This window comes from Brevibacillus brevis (assembly GCF_022026395.1).
Lineage (GTDB): Bacteria > Bacillota > Bacilli > Brevibacillales > Brevibacillaceae > Brevibacillus.
The window spans coordinates 598592-623430 of the sequence record NZ_CP041767.1 but is presented as its reverse complement, the minus strand read 5'-3'; the positions used below and the strand labels follow the sequence as shown (position 1 = coordinate 623430).

Sequence of the window (24839 nt, the reverse complement as noted above, 5' to 3'; positions counted from 1 at the left end):
CGGTTAGTCCTCCTCCAACGCTAGCATAATCAACGTATCAAGAAGCTCTCTATAAGAAATCCCCGCAGCACGCAGCATGCTTGGATACCTGCTCTTCGAGGTAAAGCCCGGGATCGTATTCACTTCGTTAAACACAATATCTCCGTCTGGTGTGACAAACATATCCACGCGAGCAAAGCCACGACAGCCAAAAACCTGATAGAGATGGGTGGCTGTTTGCTTGATTTTATGAGCGAGTTCGTCGTCGATTCTTGCTGGGACATGGATATGGGCAGTCTCCAATGAGTACTTTTCTGTGTAATTGAAGAAGCCTTGGAACAATTCGATTTCATCCACTTCCCCCACAATGACCTCACGATTTCCGAGTACCGCGCAGCCCACCTCGAATCCCGCGATGTTTTCCTCGATGACCACTTTTTCATCATGCAAAAGGGCGTTTTCTATCCCGAAGAACAATTCTGATGGGCTGTATGCTTTCGTAATCCCAATGGAGGACCCTGCCTTTGCCGGTTTGACATACAAAGGGAATCCCAGTGGTTCGGTGGCAGCTTGAACAGTTGCAAGGTCCGTATTTGGATAAACGGTAACGGATCTTGGCGTTTTGATACCGGAGCTTTCCGCCAGCGTGTGGGCGATATCCTTATCCATACAAATCGCGGAGGATAGCGTGTGACAACCGACAAAAGGAATTCCAGCGAGTTCCAATAGCCCTTGCACCGTTCCATCCTCTCCGTTTTTGCCATGTAAAATCGGGAATACCACATCAATCTTTGTGACCGTCATGGCGCCGTTCTCCTGTGCAACAATTCCCCGCACTTGTCTGCAAGGAGAGAGAAAGGCAGGCACACACTTCTCACTTTGATGCCAACTGTCATTCCGAATGCTTTCGATGTTGCCGGTATATCGAAGCCATTGCCCTTCCCTCGTAATTCCTAACAAAATCACCTCGTATTTTTCCAAACACAAGCTCTCCAGCACCGAACTCGTAGATTTAAGGGATACTTCATACTCCGAGGAGCATCCCCCAAACAAAATCGCGACAGTCAATTTCCTCATTAGATTCACTCCTTCTTTCTTTAGTTCACGTAGCTTGTCACAATCACGCCGCCCATGTTGTCACCCGAAATCTCATAGTTGCTCGAAATCGGTACTTTGATCGTCATCTCTTGATCGACAGGGTAGTAGTTAATTTCGTAGATCTTCCCATCGTTTGTCACGGAGATACTTCTTTTTTCTCGTAGGTAATCCAGGTATTCTTCCAGCGAAAAGTTATTCTGCTTCATGATCGCGCTATGCGGCAAACCGACATATCGGAAGTGCCAAGGCTCGAATACCGTTCCTGTAATGGCTACCTTGTCCTTTGGGTAGCGCAAAATAAAACCGTATTTCCAAGAATGATCTTCTAACCACTTGCCTTCAGGGGCGTGCTCCATTTTCATTTGCGTCGATCCAATATCCAGCGCGGAACCTACATTGTGTTCGCTATAACCGCTTGGCATCGCGATCGCTGGCCCCATTTCTTCATACAGCTTCTCTTGTTCTTCCTTACCTCGATAACCGCTGTTCAGGATAAAGTGACTCACGTTATCTTGTTGCGCAGCTTTGACCATCTCCAAAAATTCTTTGGCTACACGCTCCGACACTTCGAGTCTATGGTCGAGCAAAGTATAGCCTTGTAACAGTTCTTCATGCTCAGACAACCGAACCACATCGTTTTTTACCCCTGCCTCATGAACCGGATAGTCTTTATTAACCAAGAGAAGGTCTCCCTGATAAATTTGATCTTTTGTTATTTGTATCGATTGGTACTCCACACCGGTAGCCTCTCCCACTGTTTCGATATGTCCGCCAACATTAGGTGGTCCTTCTGTTATTTTTTGAAAAACGATATATCCAAACAGCGCTAAAATGACAAGCCAAAAAACCCTCTTTTTCATTGACAGCTTCCTCCTTCACTTACACATGTAGGATAGGGAAAACTGTTAAAATAAAAAGTAGGGTAAATCTAAAATAATTTTAAAGATGTCCAATCATTTTTATAAAGTTGCTTAGCTGGATAGAGAGGAGGTCAGCAGCCTAGCATGAATAAAACAGACCGTCTGTTGGCGATCGTTCTGGAACTGCAGCGAAAAGGTACGCTACGCGCAGAAGATTTGGCCGCGACTTTCGAGACGAGCGTCCGGACGATTTATCGTGATATGCAAGCATTGAGCGAAGCCGGCGTCCCCATCGTTGGGGCACCGGGTCAGGGATATTCGTTAATGGAAGGGTATTTTCTGCCGCCCGTCAGCTTTTCCGTAGAAGAAGCCGTTGCACTCTTAATCGGAGCAGACTTGGTCGAGCAAGCATTTGACCAAAACTTTGGAAATAGCGCAAGAGCCGTACAACGCAAAGTCGAAGCGATCCTGTCGGAGGATGTAGGCGAACAAACCAGACGTATCCGTTCAACCTTTCGCCTCGTAAGCCCCAGAGCAAACGATCTGCGCGAACAGGAAAAAGCGCATGCGCAGCTCCTCCACGATGCGATCATTAGTGAGCAGAAGGTGCGGTTCCGCTATCGGAGGGGCACGCCTGGGGAGGGTGATGATCGTGAAACAGTTCGTGATGTTGCTCCATATGGTCTCGTGCTGGTTCGTGGTTCTTGGATACTGCTCGCTCATTGTGATCTGCGACAGGATATTCGTCGATTCCGCCTGTCACGCATGAGCGGCCTGATCGTTTTGGAAGACCGCTTTATCCTCCCTGACCATTTCCATTTTGCTGATTACCAGCCTCTCGATGATCGGTCACTGGAGGTGCAGATCGTCATCAGCGCAGCTATCGCTGATCGGGTAAAAGAATCGGGCAATTTTTTTATAGAAGAGATTACGGAGCATCCGGACGGCATTCTCGTTAGATTGCGCGTCAGACAAATCGAAGAAATATTGTCTTGGGTACTTGGGTTGGGGGCAGATGCGGTTGTTCTTACGCCTGAATCCTTGCGCAGCCGAATACGCGAAGAAGCCAAAAAATTATTCGAACGCTACTGACATACTGCTGTCAGTAGCGTTTTTATATGATAAAAGCAAGAAAACCAAGAGGAGCTGATTCGCCCATGAATACAAAAGAAATCGTAACCAAATTCGAAGACGTGACAAACCACTATCTGCATGAACTAGAAGGCTTCACCATGGAACAACTCTTGCAAAAACCAAGTGAAGAGGAATGGTCGATCGGTCAAATGTACCTTCACCTGATCCAATCTGCCCGGTATTTTCATCTGGGAAATGTCGAGAAGTGCAGACAAGGAGGACCTGCTGTCACCGAAGCAGGTACCGAAAAATCTGAAATCGGGCAGACGATATTTGCTCAAGGCTCCTTGCTTCCCGTTCGCGTGAAAGTCCCTGCCTCCCCTGAGTACACACCTGCACAACCAGAGAGTAAGGAGCAATTGCGTGATGGACTCATCAGCGTGCTCGCACAAATGAAAGAGCTGGAACCGACTCTGGACGAAATTCCTGTGCATCACACGGTGGCTCACCCAGCCTTCGGTTCGCTGACCGCAAAGGAATGGTTTGCCGTGGTAGAAATGCACTATCGCCATCATCTGCTCCAGCTCAACCGACTGAAGGGTTAGTTTTTTTCTCCAAACATCCCAGCAAGCTTTTGATAGGTCGGCGGAAACTCAGCCTGATAGCGCAAGAAGGACGGGATCGGGTAACGGATTCCGCCTTTTTGCGTTCCCGCTAATCCCTCCACCAGCTCGGCGGCATCGCGGAAATGAAAGCTGAAGGCCATCTCATGATCCTGTGTCTGGGCAAACAATCTGTCGCCATAACACGGTACGATCACTTGCGGCTGTCCCGTCTGGATCGGCTTGATCGCAATGTCCGCACAGTCGGCCCGACTGGAAAAGGTGGACGGAATCGATCCACCGCGCTTGTACAGCATCCCCGCCACCAATCGCATGACCTGAGCCGCATTGCCGTAAATCACGACGACATCTGGCTCAATTTCTGCCCGATCCAGCGGAAACGATACGTAGTAGCCGCTTTCTTCTGCTGAAAATTTCGGGACATCCTGCTCACTTTTCGCCCCATTTTCCAATGAATCTGTATACATTCCACAGGCGAGATATCCCTCTGTATAAAATGCTGGCTGCTCTTCATAGCCAAAAGCCACCTGGGCGATTGGACAGGACAGATCGGCTCCATTCATTGCGATGCTCCAACCATAACGCCGTGAAAAACCGACAGCTTGGCAAATGGTTATCGGATAACCCAGATCACGGACAGGTCGCTTTGCCTTTGACGGCAGAGCGGCTTCTTCTTTTCGAATGCTAACTCCTACGGGAAAGGTCTCTGTCCTCACATACATTTGAAGCGCTTGATTCAGCTCGATGGTGTTCATTCCATTTGCCCCCTCGTTTTTCATATACAATGTTCATACTCCGAATTTTTCGTCTTTTTTACCCAAAGTCCTGTCACTCCCTACATTTTTCTCAAAGCTTACAACATCGTAAGGTAATGGAAAGGTTTATCGATAGGGAGTCGAAACAATCCCTGTTAGGATAAAAAAAGATTACACGTATTACTTGGGATGGCTGGAGGGTTCACAATGAAAAAGTTCGCATGGCTGGGCACGGCGCTTCTCGTCTTTCTGTTAATGGGATGCTCCTCCAGCTCACCAGATGCAGTGCTAGGTCTCGGAAAAGACGAAGCGGCGCAAATCGCTGCAGCCGCTGTTAGACAATATTATCAGGTGGATGTCGATACGACTGATCGGGAAATCACGCTGGAGGACCCAACCAATTCGGTATACAGAGGAGTCCCTGTTCACGCCATACTGAAACGCGAACCTGTGAACGGTGATGTCCATGGGTTTCACGCGATCATCGAACCGAGATCAAAACAAATTCTTTCCCTGTCGATTGACGTTATTGGAATAAACGGAGAAGTGGCGACAAAAACGATGACAGAAGCAGATTTGGAAAAGACGGCATCTGATTTTATCCGCTCGAAAAACCTGCTTGCTTCAAACGACTTCCAATTGGTGAAAGCTTCTGACGCTCATTCCAATGACGCCAAGCGTTACTTTTATTACACAGATGGCCTGAAAGACGTGGCAATCGGAGTGGACCCTGGCCTGAAACAGGTCGTTACGTTCACGTATGATTGACGCACCCTCACCCCTTCCATTTACAATGGGTTCTCCGTTGCGACAAGCAGTCGCTTTTGTAACGGAGAACCCATTGCTGTTAGTTTCCACTGTATTTATCCTCAATTTCCTCTCTCATTTCCTGATAGGTCTCGGTTGTGAGACTCACCAAGTAATTGGTCAGCTCTTCCTTGGACTGTGTCGCCAACGCTTCTCTTTCTTGCCTTTTCCCAGTAAGATACTCCCTCGCTTCATTGCCAATCTTGCCACTTGCAGACAAATACTCGATCGCCATTCCGATGTTCAGGCTCTCCCGCCAGTTTTTCTCGTACCAGTCCCGGTCGTAAGCATCCACCCATTTTTTTCGGTCGATCAAGACAGCGTCTGCTTCCGTCAAAGCATCCCGTTTCCACTGCTCCCACTTCTGGGCAATTTCTTTCGCACGTTCCAGCTCTTGCTTGAACTGCTCACGGTTCGTCACATTTGCATACAAACCTTCTGAAGCGTGGGCAATCTCTTTCAACTGCTTCTGCCCTTCTGCATTCACGTCAAAGCCGATGACGTTTAGCAACGGCATGATTTTGGACTGGGACAATTCCTTGGCTACTGCCACTGGATTGCCATCACATGTCTCGATACCGTCACTGACCAGATAGATGACATTCGTATTTTTATCCGCTTCGAATCCCGCCAAATCCTCCTGAGCGAGACGCAAGGAGTGCGCAATGGATGTCCAGCCTGTCGGCTCAAACATGTCAAGTGCTTGCTCAAGACCTTTTGCATCGTAGGCTTGCAATGGATAGACCATCTCACTGCTGCCGCAGGAAAGCTGCTTATGCTCATCTGCATTGCTGCCCTTATGTCCATACACGCGCAGCGAGATTTTCGCCTCTTCAGGCAGTGCTTCCGCGAATTCCTGGATCGCTTCCTTGGCGAGCTGCATTTTCGTTTTGTCCCCAATTTTCCCAGCCATGCTGCCACTTGCATCCAGGATGATTTCTACGTTGAAATTTTCCCGAAACTGAAAGCGGGCGTCCTCGATGTCCGGACTTCCATACGAAGCCATTCTCCAGCGGTCTACAACCATTTGGGGACTGAGGTAATCTTCGGAGAACAGGGTGAGCAATTGATTCCAGTACAAATCCAAGTAAGCATCATTCATCCCGTCGACCAGGGTAGGCATTTTATCCAAAATCTGTATGATCTGCGCTCGATGCGGATAAGCTGCGTGGAAAAATTGCGTGCCAGCAAGCGGTCCGGGCTGTGAAGCAATCAATTCCTGTGTCGTCTGCGGCCATTGATTTTTTCCGAGCCCTGCACCCGCTCCTACTGCCCCCAGAGAACAGCCGGTTAGCAGAAGCATGATCAAGATGCTGTTGATCAAGAGCGCCATCCGTATTTTGGTGTTACGCATTCGGTCATATCCTCCTTGCCTAGTTGCCATGTTGCCTTGTTAATCAGATCGCCGCGTTTTTCTTTCGGATGGGCAGTTGCATTTTTTGTAGCTTTCTTGTCATGCCATTTCCTCCAATGTTCGCCGTTCCTACATAGGAATATGCGGATTCACCCATCCGCTTACTTCATCAATAAAACCGATCCGTCTGCTTTCACCTGTCTGGTAGATTTGCTCGGAATAGGCAGGAATGAACTCAAAGCCCATCGATTCCGATTCGTACTTTACAGAAGTTTTTACTTCAATCCGATTGTCACTGTTGAACAATTTGACGGACGATCCGCTGAGCGTTGCCTTGTTATCCGAAAGCACTTTAGCAACCACTCCAGGAATTTTTGCTGTTGCCGTTTGCAAGCCAGCGTAGACATAAGTCTGCAACTCAACATCGCCTGGCAATGCGCTGCTTAATACCGAGTCAATCGCACCGTATTCAATCTCGCTATGAGACCAATCGGGGTGCGATGCTCTCAGCTGGCTCCTGGCAACTGCTAGTCTGGGATCGAGATAATTTTCGTCATAATACCGTTTGGGTGACAAATCATATATTTTAATAGCCGCATCCATCTCATCATAAATATCCTTCACCGCCGCAATGCTCGCCTGTTGCGCACTGTTCGACGCCTGCTCCTTGTCTACAAAAATGGTCGAAAAGTTGAAAAGCGCAACAAATACCAGCATGAACATAAACCAGTAAATCGTCAGGGTGAAGATCGTCATATTTCCACGTTCATTTTGCAAGTGACGCAGTATACGTACCATCTAGTTCATCACCCTGCTCTTCATTTCTCGATCGAAGGAGATATATCGGTCTTCCTTCTCGATATATAGCCAGTCAGGGAGAAACGCCAGTTCCATCTGTACGCCGACCTTGGCGGTAAAATATCCGCTACCATTCCCCGTGATATCACAATCATTGAAGGAAATGTAGCCTCCTGCCGCGTTCACCACGTTTTTGGCAGCTTGCATGGCTTCTCCCGAATTCCCCGTTATGGCGTACACCTTCGCCGCCTCATTTGCCGCCGACTGCGAGATAATTACGCCGTAGACGCCCACAAGAAACTGCCAGCAAATCAGCATGATCAGAAAGACGAACGGCAGTATGGCGATAAACTCTACGGTGACCGAGCCCTTTTCATTGGAAACGATCTTCTTCAGGCGCATTCTTCGCTCATCTCCTCTCGAACTTATTTGCAAGCTACCTTTCATCGAGCAGCATTCCCCCTGCTACAGCTGCTTCCGCTCTTGCCGCCTCATCCTTCCATTTATTCACGTACATCATGAACATGACCGCAAAAAACGGAAGAACAATCACATTGAGCAACAACTCAATAAACATAACCGCCCCGAAGGTTACCGTAATAGACGTGACGAGGAACAAGCCCGCCAAACTGATTAGCCATTCCACCACACTCACCATTAGCAACAGGCCAAAGATTTGGAAGAAATGCTTTTTGCCCATTTCCATGGCAGCCCGCCAAGAGCGCCAAGCCGATTGTTTTTTTAGCACCACAAAAAACGGTGTCAAATAGAACAAGACCATAAGAATCAACCCAGGTATCATGAACAGCATCATTCCTGAAGAGACAAGAAAGCTAAACACGATCCCAAATACGAATACGGAAAAGCTGTGTTCAAAAAAAGTCCGAAATGCCTTTCGAATCGGACGCTCATCGCCGTCCAGATCGCTTTGGACATACTGGGCGAAAGGAATCTGGAGGATCAGCAAAAACAGAAGAAGTAAAAACAGATTGAAAAAGCTTGCGACGAATTTGGCGCCCGTAATCGCCGCAATCAAATTCAGGTAGTTCAGCGTAAAGTTGTGGATGATAAAAAACGGAACCACGAGCACGGCGGACAAGAGCAACAAAGACTCGATATTCCGTGCATAAAAACGAATGCTTTCTTTGAAGGGATGCATATGGGTTTCTCTCACCTTTCCTGTTAAGGGTTTCTCAGTTTATCCATCAGCCCGTTTTCCAAGATGGTCATATTAAGCTTCTCGTGGGCCTCCCGCAACTGTTCAACCGAATGGAAAGACTCATGTTTCCCTGTCGTATGCGTCTCAAAGCTTTTCACGGATTCATCGGCAATATTTCGCAGTGTTTTGTCTTTGTATACAGAGAGCAAGTCGCTCAGCTTTTTTCGTTTCTGCTCCTGTACCCGGTCTAGTTCTACTCGATTGGATTGGAAAAACTGGTAAAGCCGATCCACCGAGTCTTTGATCAGCACTTGTCTGCGAATGCGATCATACAAAATGTAGTCGGATTCAAATAACACATCCCGCAATGCCGTTTCTTCTCCGGCGATGACGTAATTGCGCGCGAAAAATTGATTGAGCAGGTCCATCCCTCGAGCATAAATGGCACGCAACTGGTCCCGGCTTTCCATCATGGTTTTGCAAACGTCGATCAGCTTCTCTGCATCTTGCCGAAGCACCGTGTCCATCTTATCCTGACAGCTGGGCAAAAGCGCCCTCAGATACTCGTATTTTTGCTCGTACATCTCGATCGGCTTCTCTTTATCAATGGCCAGATTGTTCTTAATCTTGCGCCCTGCATGTGCATGCACCAAAAACAGTTTCACAACAGGCTCTGCTTCATTGCGGTGAACCACTTCACCATCCGGTCGCAGCACCAAGTACCCGACAGCGTCTTTTTTCCCCCATTTCCAGTACGCTACATGGTAGTAATATTGTCCGTTTACGTAGGCTGGGTAATTGTACAGCTCCGTCCTCTCTAAAAAACGCTTATGCCGCTCGATTTGAGCCTGTATCTGTGGTGTATTCACGACTTTCATAGCAAAGGACCTCCGTTACGCAAATAAGGATTTCACCCAGCCAACAGCTTTGCCGACCCCATCCCGGATTCCACGAGTAATCGCGCCGCCGGCTAGCTTGTCAGCGTACTTCACGAGTTTGCTCAATCCCCACAAAACCGCACCAGTGACAACAAGCACACCACCTACTGCCTGCCCGCCTGGTATGACGGAAGCAATGACCCCTGCGTCCATCAGCACACTGCCGAAATTACCGACTCCATCCACGAATTTTTCATTTTGTGTAGCTTCATTCTGGCTTGGATCAAACGCCATTCCAAAGCTTCCAAATGTATCAATAACATCAAACGGAAGGCTGATGGCTGCTATGCCAACATTCAAGCCTTTCACGATCCCCGGCATTCTGACGCCAGATGGATTTGCCGAATTCGTTAGCTGACCGCCTTGGAAAATATCCCGGAAGCTGTTATTCGGCAATTGCGCCAACACAAACTGATAGTTGGCCCAAGCGTTCATCCCGTCGAGTGTATCAACACCCATGCCTGTTACAGTACCTACATACGGCGTATTCTTGAAAGCAAGATCAAGGCCTTTTATGGCCAGGTCTCCCATTAACATGCCTTTGCCCCGAAGTCCCGCTGCCATATCTACTTCGCCGTTCATCAGCAAATCAGCGCTGTATGCCAGCGTACCGCCCATTACGTCTTTGAACGTCCATTTGACTGCACCGTATCCCAGCGTCTCCGTCATCGGCTTCGAACCGTCAGAGTTTGCGCCGGGTGCCTGCATTTCTATATTCGTTGTCGGGGCGGTTGCGTTTGGCGCTTGCGGGTTCGGTTGATTGACATTCGGCGCTTGCAGGTCCGGTTGATTGACGTTTGGAGCCTGCAGATTTGGCTGCTGCCAGTTCGGTGCTTGAATGTTCGGTGCCTGCAGATTCGGCTGCTCCCAGTTCGGAGCCTGCACATTCGGCTGTTCCCAATTGGGCGCCTGCATGTTCGGCTGTTCCCAATTTGGTGCCTGCATGTTCGGTTGCTGCCAATTTGGCGCATTGTAATTCGGCGCTTGCAGGTTAACAGATGATGCCAGAGCCGCAAGCGGAAGCAGATTCATCATAAGAATCAGAAAAGCAAAGGTAGCCGCTGCAATTGGGCCTCTAATCCATTTCCTCACTTCACAAACCTCCTTTTGGAGATTTCGACATTAGTTCGTTTTCGTATTCTGCGTAAACTTCTTGTTGATCGCATTCACGGTTTCCTTATAGGATTTATCGTTCAAGGAATCCAGAAAGTCCTCCAATTCGTCCGCCTTTTTCTTGGCTATATCCTTCTGTTCGTCCTTCATGGTTCGGAGACGATTGGCCAGTTCATCTGGAATCATGTCATCCGCACCCATGGTCGTAATGGCAGAATTCATATTGTAGCTTTCATCGCCAGCAATGATTCTCCAGTCTGCTGCGAACGAACTGATGTCTGTCTTACGTGATATGCGCGTGTCAAAAGCCTGATAGGACGCATCTGCTTTCCACTTTTTCCATTTGTCTGCAATCTCTTTCCCACGATTGAATTCTTCCTGCAGTTCTTTTTGATCCTGAATCAGGACGTAGCGACCTCCTGCTGCCTTGGCCACTTCTTTTAACTGTTGCTGCCCTGGGCCGTCCACGCCAAAACCAATTACGTTAATAATCGGAGTAATCGCTGATTGGGAAAGTTGTTTTGCTGCTTCGGCTGGGTTTCCGCCGCATGTTTCGATACCGTCGCTAACCAGGTAAATCATATTGGTGTTTTTGTCCCCTGAAAATTTGCTCAAATCCTTCATTGCTTCCTGCAAGGAGTAGGCAATCGGGGTATATCCCGCAGGCTGAAACTGATTCAAGGAACTCTGCAATTTTTCTTTGTTGTAAGGCTGCATTCCGTATACCAACTCACTGCTGCCGCAGGAGAGCGCTTTATCGGACTCTTTCCCGCTACCCTTATGTCCGTATACACGCAGAGCTACATTAGCCTGTGGCGGCAATGATTCAGCAAAGGCTCTGATGGCATCTTTGGCAGCCTCCATCCTTGTCTTGCCGTTCGCCATTGCACCCATGCTGCCACTTGCGTCAAGAATAATCTCCACATTGTAGTTTTCCTTGTACTGGTAGCGAGGATCTTCGATTTCCGGACTTCCGAAATAATCCAGCTTCATATCATCAATAATTTGTTGCGGATCGGGATAGCTCTCCGCGAACAACCCCAAGAGGGCAAGGTAATACAGATTCGCGATTTCTTCGTCTGGATTTTCAATATAAGGGAATTTCTTTAATTCCGTTTCTATCTCTTCCTTATTGTCGTCATACGACTTCCCCGCAAAAAGCCCAGGAGGAGTGTTCAAAAAATCCTCTGTTGTTTCCCGTTTTAGCAGGGGGCCAGCCTTTACCATTGCCTCCAGCGCTTTTATTTTTTCTTCTCTGCTCATCTCGGTGTTCGTTTCACCAGTCTTGTCTGGAGGCTGTTGTGTTTCTGTGCCTGATGGAATAGAGGGTGGCTGCCCATCCGTGGTCTGTGGAGTTTCCGGTTGATTTCCTGCCTCTTGAGAACACGCCGTTAGCAGGCTAAAAAGGAGGATGGCCGCAACAATTCCCTTCACAAATCTCATCGACTGCTACCTCCTGTTTCCTACAGATTTACTATGTATGTGTGGCGGTGAAGGAAAGCCCTTCACCGCCAACTTTTCCAATGTTTGTAACCAAACAGCATTCACTCAGATTACTTCCCATCCAAGTCTCCGATGATATTGCCAAGCGTTTCACCAATTGATTTTCCCACACCGTCAGGATTACCTTTGAAGTAAGTAATTACTGCTCCGAATACGGCGATCACCACACCTGCCAGCGCGATCCATTCAATGGCTTGAGCACCTTTCTGATTTTGCAGGGTTCCTTGGACTTTTACATACAGTTTTTGCATCATGGTTTTCATAAAAAATCTTCTCCCCTCATGGTTAAAATGAATTTGATAAGACAAATGATTCACATTACTACTCATCCCATCTTTGTGACGGGCATCACCTCCCATAAAGTCAAAACATACATTATGGCATGATGCCAGAGAACAAATCGAGGTTCTCTAAAATATTCAATACCATCAAACCGCCAATCAGGATAATCGCTGTAGGAGTCACGACAAACGTGGTGATCAGGGTTACTTTCGGTGACGCCTTGGCCGCCTTTTCCTTGATTAGCTCTTTACGGATTCTTCGCATGTTTTCGGCCTGTGCCTTGAACGTGACAGCAATCGGTACTCCCAGGCGCATCCCCTGAATGAGCGCTTTGATCAGCATTTGAAACTCCGGATTATCGTTGCGTCGAAGCAGTTGTTCATACGCCTTTTCCCTCTGTACACCCAGATCCAGCTCTTGATTGAAACGGGAAAACTCTTCCCGAATCGGTCCGTCAAAAAACTTGATGACTTCGCGCAATGCCTGATCGAGACTTACCCCCGCTTGCAGGGTGACGCTCACGGTGTCGAGAAATTCCGGCAGGTCATAACGAAGCTGATTTTGACGATCACGGGCTTTGTTCTTCAGCAGAAGGATGGGCAGAAAGTATCCAATCAACGGCCATCCGATCAGGCCCAGATGCGACAAGGGAAAGCCTAGAATGAAAAACAACGCGCCGGCAATGATGCCGAGCAAAGCCATGAATATTTTGACTCCTTGAAATTGGGCAACTGTCAAATCTAACGGGCGTCCAGCCTTCAGAAGCCAGTCCTCAACCTCATGTGACTCACTAAAAAAGTTGATGCGCTGACCCATGACTGCATAGTCGTCTCCATACCGAAGCAGGCGTTTGACCAGGCGTTCGGATGAGGTTTCCTTCTTGCGTACCCCGTAGTTTTTGTGTCCGGTCACCTCATGGACATGTGTGAGCAGTTTTTGCTTCTCGATGGAGTAGCGATACCACTCCTTCAGACAGATGGCGAACAGCAAGAGAAACAAGAACACGCATGTAATTATGAGAGCATCCATGTTTTCACACCTTTATGTTGGTCACTTTCTTTACGAGGATATAGGACAGAAGAGTTCCGATTACGAACAACCCCAGAAGAAAAAGACCAAATCCGGAAAACAACGGATCAATAAAGCCTTCGTTCATCATGTTCATCATCAGTACCAGGGCAATCGGCATAATCGGCACCAAGATGGAGACGTATCGCTGTTCTGCCGTCATCGTCTTAATCTCCTGATTCACAATGCGGCGATCCTCCAATGTCTCCGCCATTTCCTGCAGCACTTGGCTCAAATTCCCCCCTGCGCGCCGTTGAATCAACAGGGTAGCAGTAAAGATACGGAATTCTCGCGTCGGTATTCGTTTTTCCATGTCAGAGAGCGCCCGGTCAAAGCTGACGCCTAGCTGCAGCTCACGTGCCATGCGGCTAAACTCATCACCAGCGGGATAATTCATCTCCTTGGCTACCAGTGAGATCCCCTGTGAGAGCGTAAGGCCTGCACGCAGCGAGTTGGCCAAAAGTCGACACACTTCGGACAGCTGTTCATTCAATCGCTCCTGGTACTTGTTGCGTCGGACAAAGAACAGCACGTTCTGTATGAGGTACATCACCACTGCCCCGATCATGATGTTAAAAGGAAAAGAAATATTCACGATGTTGCTGAGCAAGAAGGCGAGCACCATGGTACCTACAATCAAAATTCCGTAAAACTCCGAGGGCGCAAGCGGGAAGTTCGCTTTGATCAGCTTTTTTTGGATTTCCTTGGCATAGGGCGTCTGGTCAAATTTGTCTCCCCAAACGATGACGACACTTTTTCGTTTCCCCTTTACCTCGAACCATTCTTCCGCTTTCTTTTTCCATTCGGTCTTCTTGGCCCTATAACCGAGATACTCGTAGATGCCCCAGATGCCGAACAACACCGCAAGACTAAACAGAATAGGCATGGTCACGCTGCTTCCCTCCTTCCGCCCTAAAAATGGATTCATCCAGATTGATTCCAAAAACTTGGAGCCTCTCCAAGCACCGCGGGATTACCCCGGTTGCCGTAAAGTAACCTAGCACTTCCCCTTTTTCGCCGATTCCCTTCCTCTGGAAACGAAAAATCTCGTTGACCTCCACACGTTTGTCTTCCGTTTTCGCTACTTCCGAAATCGAAACGATTTTACGTGTCCCGTCTGACAGGCGTGTGACCTGGACGATGATATCCAACGCACTGACGATATATTCACGGACGATTGTGGATGGCAAATCCATCCCTGCCATGACAACCATCCCTTCCAAACGGTTGAAGGCATCCTGCGGTGAATTGGCGTGTACCGTTGTTAGCGACCCTTCATGTCCCGTATTCATTGCCTGTAGCATGTCAAATGCTTCCGCACCCCGTACCTCCCCGACGATGATTCGGTCTGGCCTCATCCGCAGGGAATTTCGCACGAGCTGACGGATGGTGACTTCTCCTGTTCCCTCCATATTGGGCGGGCGTGCCTCCATCCCAATACAGTTGGGGTGAGTCAGCTTCAGCTCGGCCGAATCCTCAATCGTAATGACACGTTCATAGTGAGGAATGGCTTTTGCTGTCGCATTGAGCAACGTCGTCTTACCGCTCCCCGTACCGCCTGAGATCAGGACGTTCATTTTGGCTTCCACTACGGCTTGAATAAACTGGGACATCGGTTCACTGAAGGAACCAAACTGCATCAGGTCATCCATTAAATACGGCTCTTTGCGGAATTTACGAATTGAAACGAGCGTCCCATTCAGACTAATCGGAGGGATGACCGCATTCACGCGGCTTCCGTCCTTCAATCGGGCGTCGACCATCGGTGAGCTTTCGTCGATTCGGCGGCCGAGCGGTGCGACAATCCTGTCTACAATATGCCGCAAATGTTCCTCATCGCGAAATTTCAAATCGGTCAACTCGAGCCTTCCCCGCTTCTCGACGTAAACAAGGCTATGCCCATTAATCGAGATTTCCGTGATTTCCGGGTCTGCGAGCAGCGGTTCGAGCGGCCCAAGCCCCACTGATTCATTGATCAGACGAGTCAGCAGTATGTCCTTTTCATTTCGTGGAATGACTACTTTCTCTTCCGACATGTATTGTGATACGAGACGTTCGATCGCGAGACGCATCTCATCTGAACGTAGACTAGTCAGTCTCTCCAGGTTGGTTTCACGCAAGAGTCGGGTCTTGTAATGCTCAGCCAGTTCGTCAATATACGGATTGAAGGAAGGAGCTGCTAGTGTGGCAGCGAGTGTCGTCTGCTTTGCCTCATCCCCTGGCGCTGTCTGCTCTTGCTTGCGTCGGAATAAAGCCATCTAACTCCCACCTTTATGACAGTTTCTTGAGTACCCATTTTCTGATGTCTTTCGCAGCCGGAGAGAGCTTCTTCTCATTCGGTTCTTTTTGCAATGGTCGGCCTTGATTGACGGCCGCTTGCACCCCTTGATGATCTCTGCTGATTTCAGCAGTAATCGGAGCGTTGAATAATCCTTTCAAATCCGATACGTTCAGTTCGTTATCCCGTCCCACCTGGTTGACGATCACTTCGAGCCTGCCTGCCGTATCAATCCGAAGACGTCTGAACAAGTCTTCCACGAGTCGGTAAATTTGCACGGACGGTGTGTCCAGATTCATCACGTAGTAAATCATGTCCGACTCCGACAAAGCGGCAAAGGTTAGCTCATTCATATGCGTTGGCAAGTCGAGAATGACAAAATCATAACTGCGGCGACTGGCGCGGATCAGTCTGGTGACGAAGGCTTCGGACATATTCTCGGCTGTCTCGGCATCCCGCGGGCTGACCAGCACCTCCAGCTTGGAATAGTTCTCCCTCTGCGCCACGTTGCGAATATGAAATTCGTTGATTTCGTCCATAACCGGCATCAGATCGCCCAATGTACGGTTGTTTTCAAACGACAAGAAGGTTTCTACACCGCCGTATTGGAGATTGAGGTCGATGAGCAGCACACTTGCCGTAGATTCCAGCTTCAATGCTTGCGCAAAGCCTGTTGCCAGCTGTGTTCGCCCGCTTCCCCCTTTTCCGCTGTAAAAGGAGTACACCTTCCCCCGTCCTCGCACAAAAGCCTTGCCGGATACATCCGCGCCCTTTTTTCTCTGTTTGATTAGAGATAGATCGGATATTTTGTCGAGACGATCAGACAAAAGGTTTAGCTCATCAGGCATGACGATGTATTCAACCGCACCCGCACGGACGACATCTCGCAGCAAGACAAAATCCTGTCTTTCCGTGAGATAAATGACAATGCCCTCCGGCAGCTCGCCTTGTATATACTGCACCAGCTCTACTCCTGCTCCGTCTTCCGGTTGCACGAGCAAAACGACATCGGGCCCAATGCGGTCAATTTCTTTTTTTACTTCGCTGGAAGTCGTGTATCGTACTTGTTCGTAAACGGACAGAATTTCCCTCAGCATGTCTTTTACAGAGTCGTAATCCGCAACGACGAGAATTTTCATATCTTTGTTCATGACTTACCCTCCGGTTTTCGGTGGTTGATTAGTTGGCTGCGGTGGTACCGAAGTTGGTTTGCCTTGTGGCTGAACCGGAGCCGCTGGTGGTGTCTGGACGGCGGGCTGTCCGGCGGGCTGTCCGGCAGGCTGTGCCGCAGGTGGCGTTACGGCTGGTGTCCCAGGCTTGGCGTCGGCTGGTTTGCCAGGCGGTTTCGTCTGTTCCGGCGCAGGCTCCACAAACGGATCAGGAATGCCCAAGTCTCCTTTGCCCACATTCGCTTTCAAAATGCGAACCATCTGGGCGTAATGCTGCTGGTGAATGAATTTCGGCGCTTCCTCAAACGGCAGTTCCAAAGCCACGCCCTTAAAGCTGTTCTCCGATTTCGCTACCATGGCGACAGGCACGTCTTTCATGAACACTTCCGTTACGGGTTTTCCACTCACCTCATGCGAGATGATGATGTCGACCCGGTCTAGCGCTTCCAACTCCTGATCGAAGACGATATTATTCGATGAAAATACTGTCACGAGCCTGTTGTTCTCGTCTCGAACAACGTTCGCTGGCTTCATGATGTTTTTCGTAATGATATCCCCCTTCGACAAAGGGACAATCGTGACTTGATTTTTCAAACTGGCTTTATCGATGACGTACGAATCATCCGCGTACTTTTTGGGGATTTCCCTTACCGTCAATTGGTCGGGTTGAATCAGTGCCCGAGATGGAATATCTGCATTTGCTTCGTATATTTCCACCATTTCACCCAGTTGCGCATTCAAATCCTTGATTTTTTGCAGAAACAGAAAGCCCGCAAGTGCAGCAAGTAGGAATGATAATACAAGGAAAATGATTGCCCTACGTTTTGATTCCAACATCAGAAGATTCCCTCTCTTTTTTGAAAAATCCATTCATGTAAATTCTTTGTCGTTTTATTGCCAAGATTGCCAATCAACAAACTTATGAGAAAGGCACTAGGAATACATAACCATGACCAGCATGAGACTGGTCCCACCCGCAACAAAGGGGGCCAACGGGATCTCTCGCTCGAGCTTCGTCCTGCCTGTCATTTTGGCGATGGCCCACATAGGAAGCACGCTGACTCCTGCAAGCAAATATGTAAGCACGAGCACGACCAGCCCCGCTTGCCATCCAACCGCTGCACCGACCAAAGCGAGCAGCTTAATATCCCCTCCGCCCATCTGACCGTTGCTGATCACCGCCATGAGTAATGAAATTCCTCCCAGCACAATAACTCCCATCGCATAAGTCAGCCATTTCTCTGGATGAAGATACGCATGCAGAACGAGAAAATACACAATTCCCGGAAGCGTCAGCCAGTCGTAAATGAGACGGCGGCGTAGGTCGGTATACATAGCGACTGCCATTACGAAAAGAATGGGAATGATGACATACCAAGATAACACCATATGTCCTCCTTCCTGCTTTTTGAGGAAAATTTCACCATTACAGACTGTATATTAGAGAAATTTGTTGCAAAAACATCCATGTTTTTTGTATATTTTTTTGAAAAAACGCTTTCATTGCCTCTTTCTATGGATTTTTGCACAGGACATTTTTCCTTCTCTCGCCTAAACTTCTGAAATCCAAAACTACACGAGGTTTGTCGAACTTTGTACTGATTTTGTTCGAGAGTACATCCGTTGTCGTTCCGTGCGGCAAACATTTTTTGTGCTATTCTAGTAAAAAATCGGCGAGAAAAGGTGGGAATACCGAACCGTGCAGGAGTATCTCGAACTGACTGAACTACTTGCAGAGATTGAACGTCATCCGACTAGTCTGTTGTTTATTAAAACGGCAAACTGCGGCGTTTGCGATGTCACCTACGCAAGAACTGTAGAATTGCTAAAACAATATCCACAAGTGAAAAGTATAGTGGTATCCATGGAGATAACACCCAATATTTCCGGTGAGTTTCTCGTATTTACTGCTCCAGCGATCCTGCTGTTTATGGACGGAAAAGAAGTTTTTCGGCAAGCCCGGTTTGTATCATTTGATGAGTTAGAGCGTGTTTTGACCTCCATCACTTGCTAAAAATTCACATTTCCTATCACTGTAAAGGTTTGGATAACCTCTCTTTTGATGATAGAGTAGAGAGTATGAATTAATCAGATTCGTAAGACAATCTGTTGTATTTTATCGTTTTTTGAAGGAGAGACAGTGGATGAGAGCCTTATTGGTAGACGACGAGCAACTACCCTTGATGCATCTGCAACGATTGCTGGAAAAAGATGTTGGCGGCGTTAAGGTAGTCGGAGCCTACACCAATCCTCTCGAAGCGATCGATCAAGCAGTATCCCTTCAACCAGATGTCGTTTTTTTAGATATTAATATGCCGCGCATCAGTGGACTGGAGATCGGAGAACGTCTGCAAGGAATCGATAACTCCCCGGAGATTGTATTCGTCACAGGGTACGATAAGTACGCCGTTGATGCTTTTGAGCTGTGCGCGCTGGATTACATCATGAAACCCGTACAGCTTCAACGCTTGCAAAAGACAATGGACCGTCTTCGTGAGCGAATCAAGTCCGCGAAAGAAGCCGCGCCTGTCAAAGAAGAATCAGTCGTTTCCATCCAATGCTTCAATAGTATTTTGTTTCACCAGCCGAATCAGGAGCCGCAAGAGATCAAGTGGCGCACGAATAAAGCTCGTGAGCTATTCGCGTATTTATTGCATTACCGCAACAAGATGATTGACAAAGATTCGCTTATCGAGCTTTTGTGGCCGGACTATGATGGGAGCAAAGGCGTAACCCAGCTATATACGACGATTTACCTCATCCGGCAAACCTTGAAACGCTATGGTCTCCAAACGATATCGATTAACAAAGGCAATTTAGAAGGCGGCTATAAGCTGACGATTGATTCGGCTACGATCGATGTGGAGGAATGGGAGAATCGTCTCAAACAATTACTCCCCCTCTCTCTTGCCAATATACAGGAGTATGAGCAAGTGCTCGCGACGTATACAGGTGATTATTTCGGAGACTACGACTATCTGTGGGCAGAGTACGAGCGGGAAAGACTCCGCAGAATGTGGCTGCAGCTCGCCAAAACAATGAGCAGCTTTTATTTGGGACATGGCAGAGTACGTGAGGCGATCAACGTCAACCAACGCATTCAGAATTTGCACCCGCTTGAAGAAGACAGCTACATGATCTTGATGCAGCTGTACGCTTCCTTGGACGATCATTCGGCAGTCGAAGAGCAATATCAACTCTTAACCTCTCGGTGGGAGACTGAACTCGGCTCTGCTGCAAACGAACATATCACCAAGTGGTATCACATATGGAAACAGGAAACAGAAGAAAAGTAATGATACTCTCTCACTAGATCTAGGGGGCACTCATGAAGTTCAGAAGTGGTCTATACAGCGTACTTCTCGCTGCTTTTTGCATTCTACCTACCTCTGCCGCCGCCTCCAGTTATGGAACGGCGACCTATTCACCAAAACAAACCCAAGACGTGCTCCAAAACCCGTATATGGGACTGGCTCCCGACTCACAGACGGGTAATCTTGAACAACCACATACCCTCGTCTATGCCAATCTTACCTGGAGGATGCTCGAGCCCACCAAAGGAGAATATGCATTTGATGAGGTCGAAGATGCGATCCGGTTTCAGGAATGGACAGAAAAAGATGTCAAGTTCATCCTCCGTATCGTTATGGATATTCCTCACAACAAATCGGACATGGAGATACCGGATTGGCTATACAACGAGATCGGCGGGGACAATGACAACTTTGAAGATGGCGAGTGGTATCGAAACGACTATGGCAAAGGCTACAGTCCCAACTACAGCAATCCATTGATCATTACATACCACAAACAGTTGATTGACGCTCTGGGAGAGCGTTACAAGGACGATCCCCGCATTGCTTTTATACAACTAGGAAGCGTCGGTCACTGGGGAGAATGGCATACCGATACGTCTATTCCTTTCCCTGCGACAGAAATCACGGATCAGTACGTCCAACCGTATCTGGATAACTTCCCTGATTCCATGCTACTGATGCGAAGACCACATCCAGTCGCCAAGGAGTACAAACTAGGCCTGTTTAACGACATGTTCGGCAACAAAGATGATACAGACAGCTACCTGTCCTGGATACAGAAGGGCTATGTATCCTGGCTGACCAAAGAGAAAATGCCTGCCATGCCTGACTTTTGGAAGTACGCACCAAGCGGTGGAGAGTTCTCCCCATCCGACTCGTTAACTAGCTACTTTACTCGCTCCTCGATAAACCAGGTAATCTCACAAGCCAAAGCTTCGCATATTAGCTGGCTTGGCCCCAATACACCTGCACAGTTCGAAAAAGATGGCAAGCAACAACAATATTTGAACCGCTTTTTAAACACGATGGGCTACCGCTTCACCATCACCAAAGAGACACATGCCAAAACAGTCGAGCCCGGAGAAAGCCTCGCTGTAACGATGGATTGGCAAAACCTCGGTGTCGCTCCTTTTTATTTCCCGTGGATTCTCGAGCTGTCACTCATGGATGAAGATGGCGAGATCGTAACCAAGACCAAAACGGACGAAGACATCCGCAAATGGCTTCCCGGCAAGAAAACTGTCAAGCAGAGCTTGGAAATCCCGGATGATTTACCAGAAGGAACATACACACTCTGTGTGGCTATCCTCGATCCCCATACAGAAGAACCGGGCATTCAATTTGCCATGGAAGGAAAAAGAGCGGACGGAAGATACACACTAGGCAAGGTTCAAGTACGGAACTGATCATCAAAGAAAAAGTCCCTTCCTGACAGCCTGTAAAGGCGTCGTCAGAAAGGGATTTTTTGTTGAATCATTTATGGTGCATAATCGCCATCGTAGCTGACCAATGATACGTTTTTCACACCTTCTACCTCTGAAATATCCTGAACAAATGCCGTATTATCTCCCTTGATTTTTACTTCTACAATCAATTCCACCATCTCTTTGTTGACTGTCTTTGATTTCAGGGTGTATTTTAGCTTGTTCAGCTGGTATTTGATCCCGTCATTGGCTTGATCCTGATAGGTAATAATGAGCAGATAGGCAACATCTCTCATTTGCCGCTTGGATAATACGACAATGACAGCCGCCACCACCAGAGATCCCAGGACGGAAACCGGGTATACACCTGCTCCCGTCGCAATACCTACCGAGATCGACCAAAACATGAAGACAATATCCAACGGGTCTTTGATGGCGGTACGGAACCGCACAATGCTCAACGCACCAACCATCCCGAGAGAGAGCACGATATTCGTACTAATCGTCATGATAATCAGGCAAGTAAGCATTGCCATGGCCACCAGCGTGATGTTAAAGGTGTGCGTATAGACGACGCCACGAAACGTTTTCTTGTAAATATAGTAGATAAACAAACCAAGCAATCCCGACAACACAAGACCTATGATGGTATCGATGATCGAGATGCTGGCGAATTGGTCCATTTTTAAGACACTTTTTTTGATGATATCTTGAAAATTAATCGTATTGGTCGTGTCCATAGTTTCTCGACTTCTCCTCACACTAAAGATTATAGTACTTTTTGGTTTCCTCTCTGCAAATGACATATTTGGAGATAGCCGACCGCTGATTACTCAGGTTTTGCAGCAAATGTCTAATATTGAATGGCAGGAATTGATCGTACTTCACTTCCATGATCATCATGGGCTGATGAATCGCTCTGACCATCATGATGTGTTCGTCAAAAATATCAAGCGTATTGACGTTTGCCTTCAAGTACTTATCAAACGTGATTCGGACATTCCCTTCTCTCACCAAATACGCCTCTCGAACATAATCCGTAATGACACGAGGCCGAAACAGATGATTCTTGCACGACAAATAAAAATCTCGCAGCACAGCGCTTTCCGTCTCCCGCAGAAACTCAACATCGCCTGCGAAAATTCGTTCATACTCATCTCGCGTAATCGACGCTGATTCTTTGCAAATGTATCCGCCAAACTTGCTCTTTCGCTCCATCTTGATGACCGCATCACTTTTGTTGTAAATGCGGATGCGATACTTTTTTCTTTGAAAAACCCCGTAGTTTTTTTCATAGAGAGCCGTGTCGTGATAGTCATCAAAATACAGGCTGCGAATATGATAGCCTTCCTCACTTACAGAATGAGGGTCAGGAGTCGCGATCAGACGCAATTTCTGCCGGAGCGGCTCATAATGGGTCAGCCGAAGATAATACTTCAACTCATGCCGCAATCGCTTGTTGCCGAGCTGGATGCCCGTGCTCTGTATTCCTTTCATTTCAACACAAACTCCTTCACCCCGTGATAAATCGCATCCTCCGGCTCTACTCTGTCAAATGCCGTCTGTGTGTTCCCTTTGCTGTCCCGGACAATCACCCTCCAGAAAAAGCGACCTTTTCCCGGATCGTTTATCGTGTATTGGACTCCTGTCAGTCCCTTTGCCTGCGCGTGTATCTTCGTAAATGCAGGGTCGTAACTGACAGCAAAATCGTAGGTCAGATCGTCTCCTTGCAGGTCATAGGAATGGTCCCAGGAAAAAATGAGCTTGTCTCCTTCTTTTCTTGGATCTCCCATAAAAAAGGGCATTGGATTCTCTTGGCGCTCATAGTATCTCTTTTTGTTTCGCTCCGGTTCACCAGAGAGAAGTGCTTGCTCATTGTGAAAATAGGAGACATCCAACGGCAAATTATATAAATCAGGTTGTTGCAGAACGTATTTGCTCACAATCGGATAATAGCTCTTCAAGTATTTTTCCGTTTGCTCTTTCGTAATGATCTTGCTGACTTCCTCAACCTTTTCGTTTAGCGCCTTGATGTTTTCCGGGTCTTTGAAGATGCGGCGATGCAGGTTCGACACCCAGTAGTTGGAGAGACCAAACTGCCATTGGCCGAGCCCTTTTTCTGGACTGCGCTTGAGCTCTTCTTCGAAAAATCCCCATGTTGAGTCATAGTCCCACGGGAGGAAATACCATTTGTTCGAGTTGCTTGGACTGTATAAATAAAAATTGTGAACAGCCGTATCGTGATTCCCCATCAACAGGTTGGCTGCCATCCATGTATAATAGTTCTCCCGATCAAAATGCTTGTCCAAAAAGTCCTGCGTATTCATTGCAGGATTATGGAGATCCTCCAGCATGGCAATGAGCTTTTCATGGTTCTCGCTGCCCTTGATCTCCAGAATTTTTTCAAATGCTTTCTTGTCGTAGGTAGGATCGGTTGCCAGCTTGATCTGATCCTCGTAGCGATGGAACTCGAAATCAATTGCCTTGTACAAGTTTCCGTTCCGGTCCAACCCGTGCGCCTGCAAAAATGTTTTGTTTGGCTGTTCAATTTGAGTAAACAAACCGTAATCAACAAAGTCCCGGTCTGGATTTTTTTTGGTCAAATCCTTGATTTTTACTTGAACGAACTGCGTCCGCAAGCTGGTCATATTCGGCATCTGCTCGAAATAATCAAAGCTTAGCTTTTGTCGAACACGTGTCATGTCAGACTTGTGCTTGCTTAAGTTGATGTTGCGCTGATCCCGCCAATATCCGGCACTTTCGAACAAACGGATTTTGTACGATTTTTGTTCCGCTCTCCTGCTCGATTCCCCTCGTAGCTCAATCGTTCCGTTTGCTCTCGTCTCTCCAAAACCAAAGTAGCCCTGGGTCGGCCCCTCCGCCGTCCCTTCCTGCATAATGACTTTGGCCTGGAGATCTTCTCCCTTTTCATTCCGTCCGCTAGGAGCCAGATTGAGTTCCGTAAAGGTGGTTGTCTTCAGTTTGGAATTTTCTTCGTTGACTACCGTCACATATAAATGGACGATGCTCCCATCCACATCCTGATCGTATACGCTTCTATTCTCAATCAGTCCCTCATTCATCTGTTGAGTTGGTGCCACCTGGCTCGTTGCTGCCGGGGTATCTGACACTGGCTGTTCAGGTACATTCTGTGTACAACCAGTCGATACAACTCCTAATGCTACGAGCAGGCTCAGTATGAATCGTTTTTTCTTCACCCTAAGTCCTCCCCAATCCATC

26 protein-coding genes are annotated in these 24839 nt (G+C 47.8%); 6 read left to right on the top strand and 20 right to left on the bottom strand.

The features are described 5' to 3' along the window. Positions 1 to 3 precede the first annotated feature (3 nt). Entirely contained in the window at positions 4 to 1056 is a 1053-nt protein-coding gene (gene vanG / locus FO446_RS03385; RefSeq protein WP_237899894.1) for a D-alanine--D-serine ligase VanG, read from the bottom strand. A gap of 20 nt (positions 1057 to 1076) precedes the next feature. Next, positions 1077 to 1937 carry a M15 family metallopeptidase gene (locus FO446_RS03380; RefSeq protein ID WP_221866774.1) on the bottom strand — a complete coding sequence of 287 codons (861 nt, stop codon included), beginning with the start codon at positions 1935 to 1937 and terminating at the stop codon, positions 1077 to 1079. Positions 1938 to 2081: 144 nt separating this feature from the next. Here FO446_RS03380 and FO446_RS03375 point away from each other — a divergent pair, with 144 nt between their 5' ends. Both FO446_RS03375 and FO446_RS03370 read left to right on the top strand, forming a co-directional pair. Next, a complete protein-coding gene (locus FO446_RS03375) occupies positions 2082 to 3029 on the top strand; it encodes a helix-turn-helix transcriptional regulator (RefSeq protein WP_173610697.1) in 948 nt (315 codons plus the stop codon). A 65-nt stretch (positions 3030 to 3094) separates the two neighbouring features. Further along, on the top strand, positions 3095 to 3616 hold the full coding sequence (locus tag FO446_RS03370; protein WP_221866772.1) for a DinB family protein: 522 nt from the start codon (positions 3095 to 3097) through the stop codon (positions 3614 to 3616). Here FO446_RS03370 and FO446_RS03365 read toward each other — a convergent pair. Continuing rightward, on the bottom strand, positions 3613 to 4389 hold the full coding sequence (locus tag FO446_RS03365) for a DUF169 domain-containing protein (protein ID WP_237899892.1): 777 nt from the start codon (positions 4387 to 4389) through the stop codon (positions 3613 to 3615). The two genes, FO446_RS03370 and FO446_RS03365, sit on opposite strands and share 4 nt — an antisense overlap. Before the next feature lie 207 nt (positions 4390 to 4596). On the opposite strand from FO446_RS03365, the gene FO446_RS03360 reads away from it, so the two are divergent. Further along, a complete protein-coding gene (locus FO446_RS03360) occupies positions 4597 to 5157 on the top strand; it encodes a hypothetical protein (protein ID WP_173610700.1) in 561 nt (186 codons plus the stop codon). A 79-nt stretch (positions 5158 to 5236) separates the two neighbouring features. Here the strand turns inward: FO446_RS03360 and FO446_RS03355 are convergent, their stop codons facing one another. The 14 genes from FO446_RS03355 to FO446_RS03290 all read right to left on the bottom strand — a co-directional run bounded on the left by FO446_RS03355 (position 5237) and on the right by FO446_RS03290 (position 18247). Next, entirely contained in the window at positions 5237 to 6550 is a 1314-nt protein-coding gene (locus FO446_RS03355) for a VWA domain-containing protein (protein ID WP_232774445.1), read from the bottom strand. A gap of 129 nt (positions 6551 to 6679) precedes the next feature. Then, complete coding sequence (locus tag FO446_RS03350; RefSeq protein WP_237899890.1) at positions 6680 to 7348, bottom strand: Tad domain-containing protein; 669 nt, start codon at positions 7346 to 7348, stop codon at positions 6680 to 6682. Then, positions 7349 to 7750 carry a TadE/TadG family type IV pilus assembly protein gene (locus FO446_RS03345; RefSeq protein ID WP_173610703.1) on the bottom strand — a complete coding sequence of 134 codons (402 nt, stop codon included), beginning with the start codon at positions 7748 to 7750 and terminating at the stop codon, positions 7349 to 7351. 34 nt (positions 7751 to 7784) lie between these two features. After that, positions 7785 to 8507: a hypothetical protein gene (locus FO446_RS03340; protein ID WP_221866767.1), complete on the bottom strand. Its 723-nt coding sequence runs from the start codon at positions 8505 to 8507 to the stop codon at positions 7785 to 7787. A gap of 23 nt (positions 8508 to 8530) precedes the next feature. Further along, on the bottom strand, positions 8531 to 9385 hold the full coding sequence (locus tag FO446_RS03335; RefSeq protein WP_221866766.1) for a hypothetical protein: 855 nt from the start codon (positions 9383 to 9385) through the stop codon (positions 8531 to 8533). A gap of 15 nt (positions 9386 to 9400) precedes the next feature. Continuing rightward, positions 9401 to 10537 (bottom strand): hypothetical protein, encoded by a 1137-nt coding sequence (locus FO446_RS03330; protein ID WP_232774443.1) that lies wholly within the window; start codon positions 10535 to 10537, stop codon positions 9401 to 9403. Between the two features lie 30 nt (positions 10538 to 10567). Beyond that, positions 10568 to 12001, bottom strand: coding sequence for a vWA domain-containing protein (locus FO446_RS03325; protein ID WP_173610707.1), 1434 nt, complete (start codon positions 11999 to 12001; stop codon positions 10568 to 10570). 110 nt (positions 12002 to 12111) lie between these two features. After that, on the bottom strand, positions 12112 to 12324 hold the full coding sequence (locus tag FO446_RS03320) for a hypothetical protein (RefSeq protein ID WP_173610708.1): 213 nt from the start codon (positions 12322 to 12324) through the stop codon (positions 12112 to 12114). 112 nt (positions 12325 to 12436) lie between these two features. Further along, entirely contained in the window at positions 12437 to 13372 is a 936-nt protein-coding gene (locus FO446_RS03315) for a type II secretion system F family protein (protein ID WP_173610709.1), read from the bottom strand. A 4-nt stretch (positions 13373 to 13376) separates the two neighbouring features. After that, complete coding sequence (locus FO446_RS03310; protein WP_173610710.1) at positions 13377 to 14303, bottom strand: type II secretion system F family protein; 927 nt, start codon at positions 14301 to 14303, stop codon at positions 13377 to 13379. Continuing rightward, the gene (locus FO446_RS03305; RefSeq protein ID WP_173610711.1) at positions 14281 to 15669 is read right to left on the bottom strand and encodes a TadA family conjugal transfer-associated ATPase; all 1389 of its coding nucleotides are present in this window, start codon (positions 15667 to 15669) and stop codon (positions 14281 to 14283) included. Before FO446_RS03305 ends, FO446_RS03310 begins: the two co-directional genes overlap by 23 nt. 13 nt (positions 15670 to 15682) lie before the next feature. Further along, positions 15683 to 16840, bottom strand: coding sequence for a CpaE/TadZ family protein (locus FO446_RS03300; RefSeq protein ID WP_173610712.1), 1158 nt, complete (start codon positions 16838 to 16840; stop codon positions 15683 to 15685). Positions 16841 to 16843: 3 nt separating this feature from the next. Further along, positions 16844 to 17695 carry a CpaB family protein gene (locus tag FO446_RS03295; RefSeq protein WP_173610713.1) on the bottom strand — a complete coding sequence of 284 codons (852 nt, stop codon included), beginning with the start codon at positions 17693 to 17695 and terminating at the stop codon, positions 16844 to 16846. Between the two features lie 96 nt (positions 17696 to 17791). Continuing rightward, positions 17792 to 18247: a prepilin peptidase gene (locus FO446_RS03290; RefSeq protein ID WP_173610714.1), complete on the bottom strand. Its 456-nt coding sequence runs from the start codon at positions 18245 to 18247 to the stop codon at positions 17792 to 17794. Positions 18248 to 18557: 310 nt separating this feature from the next. Between FO446_RS03290 and FO446_RS03285 the strand changes: the two genes are divergently transcribed. From FO446_RS03285 to FO446_RS03275, 3 genes are all read left to right on the top strand, one after another. Continuing rightward, entirely contained in the window at positions 18558 to 18872 is a 315-nt protein-coding gene (locus FO446_RS03285) for a thioredoxin family protein (protein WP_221866760.1), read from the top strand. Between the two features lie 130 nt (positions 18873 to 19002). After that, positions 19003 to 20154, top strand: a complete 1152-nt coding sequence (locus FO446_RS03280) for a response regulator (protein ID WP_221866759.1) — start codon at positions 19003 to 19005, stop codon at positions 20152 to 20154. A gap of 32 nt (positions 20155 to 20186) precedes the next feature. After that, entirely contained in the window at positions 20187 to 21581 is a 1395-nt protein-coding gene (locus FO446_RS03275; protein ID WP_221866758.1) for a DUF4832 domain-containing protein, read from the top strand. 71 nt (positions 21582 to 21652) lie between these two features. Here the strand turns inward: FO446_RS03275 and FO446_RS03270 are convergent, their stop codons facing one another. The 3 genes from FO446_RS03270 to FO446_RS03260 are packed head-to-tail and all read right to left on the bottom strand — an operon-like array spanning position 21653 to position 24817. After that, complete coding sequence (locus FO446_RS03270; protein WP_173610718.1) at positions 21653 to 22339, bottom strand: DUF4956 domain-containing protein; 687 nt, start codon at positions 22337 to 22339, stop codon at positions 21653 to 21655. A 22-nt stretch (positions 22340 to 22361) separates the two neighbouring features. Then, positions 22362 to 23096 carry a polyphosphate polymerase domain-containing protein gene (locus FO446_RS03265; protein WP_221866757.1) on the bottom strand — a complete coding sequence of 245 codons (735 nt, stop codon included), beginning with the start codon at positions 23094 to 23096 and terminating at the stop codon, positions 22362 to 22364. Continuing rightward, positions 23093 to 24817, bottom strand: coding sequence for a CotH kinase family protein (locus tag FO446_RS03260; RefSeq protein ID WP_173610720.1), 1725 nt, complete (start codon positions 24815 to 24817; stop codon positions 23093 to 23095). Before FO446_RS03260 ends, FO446_RS03265 begins: the two co-directional genes overlap by 4 nt. Positions 24818 to 24839: the final 22 nt, after the last annotated feature.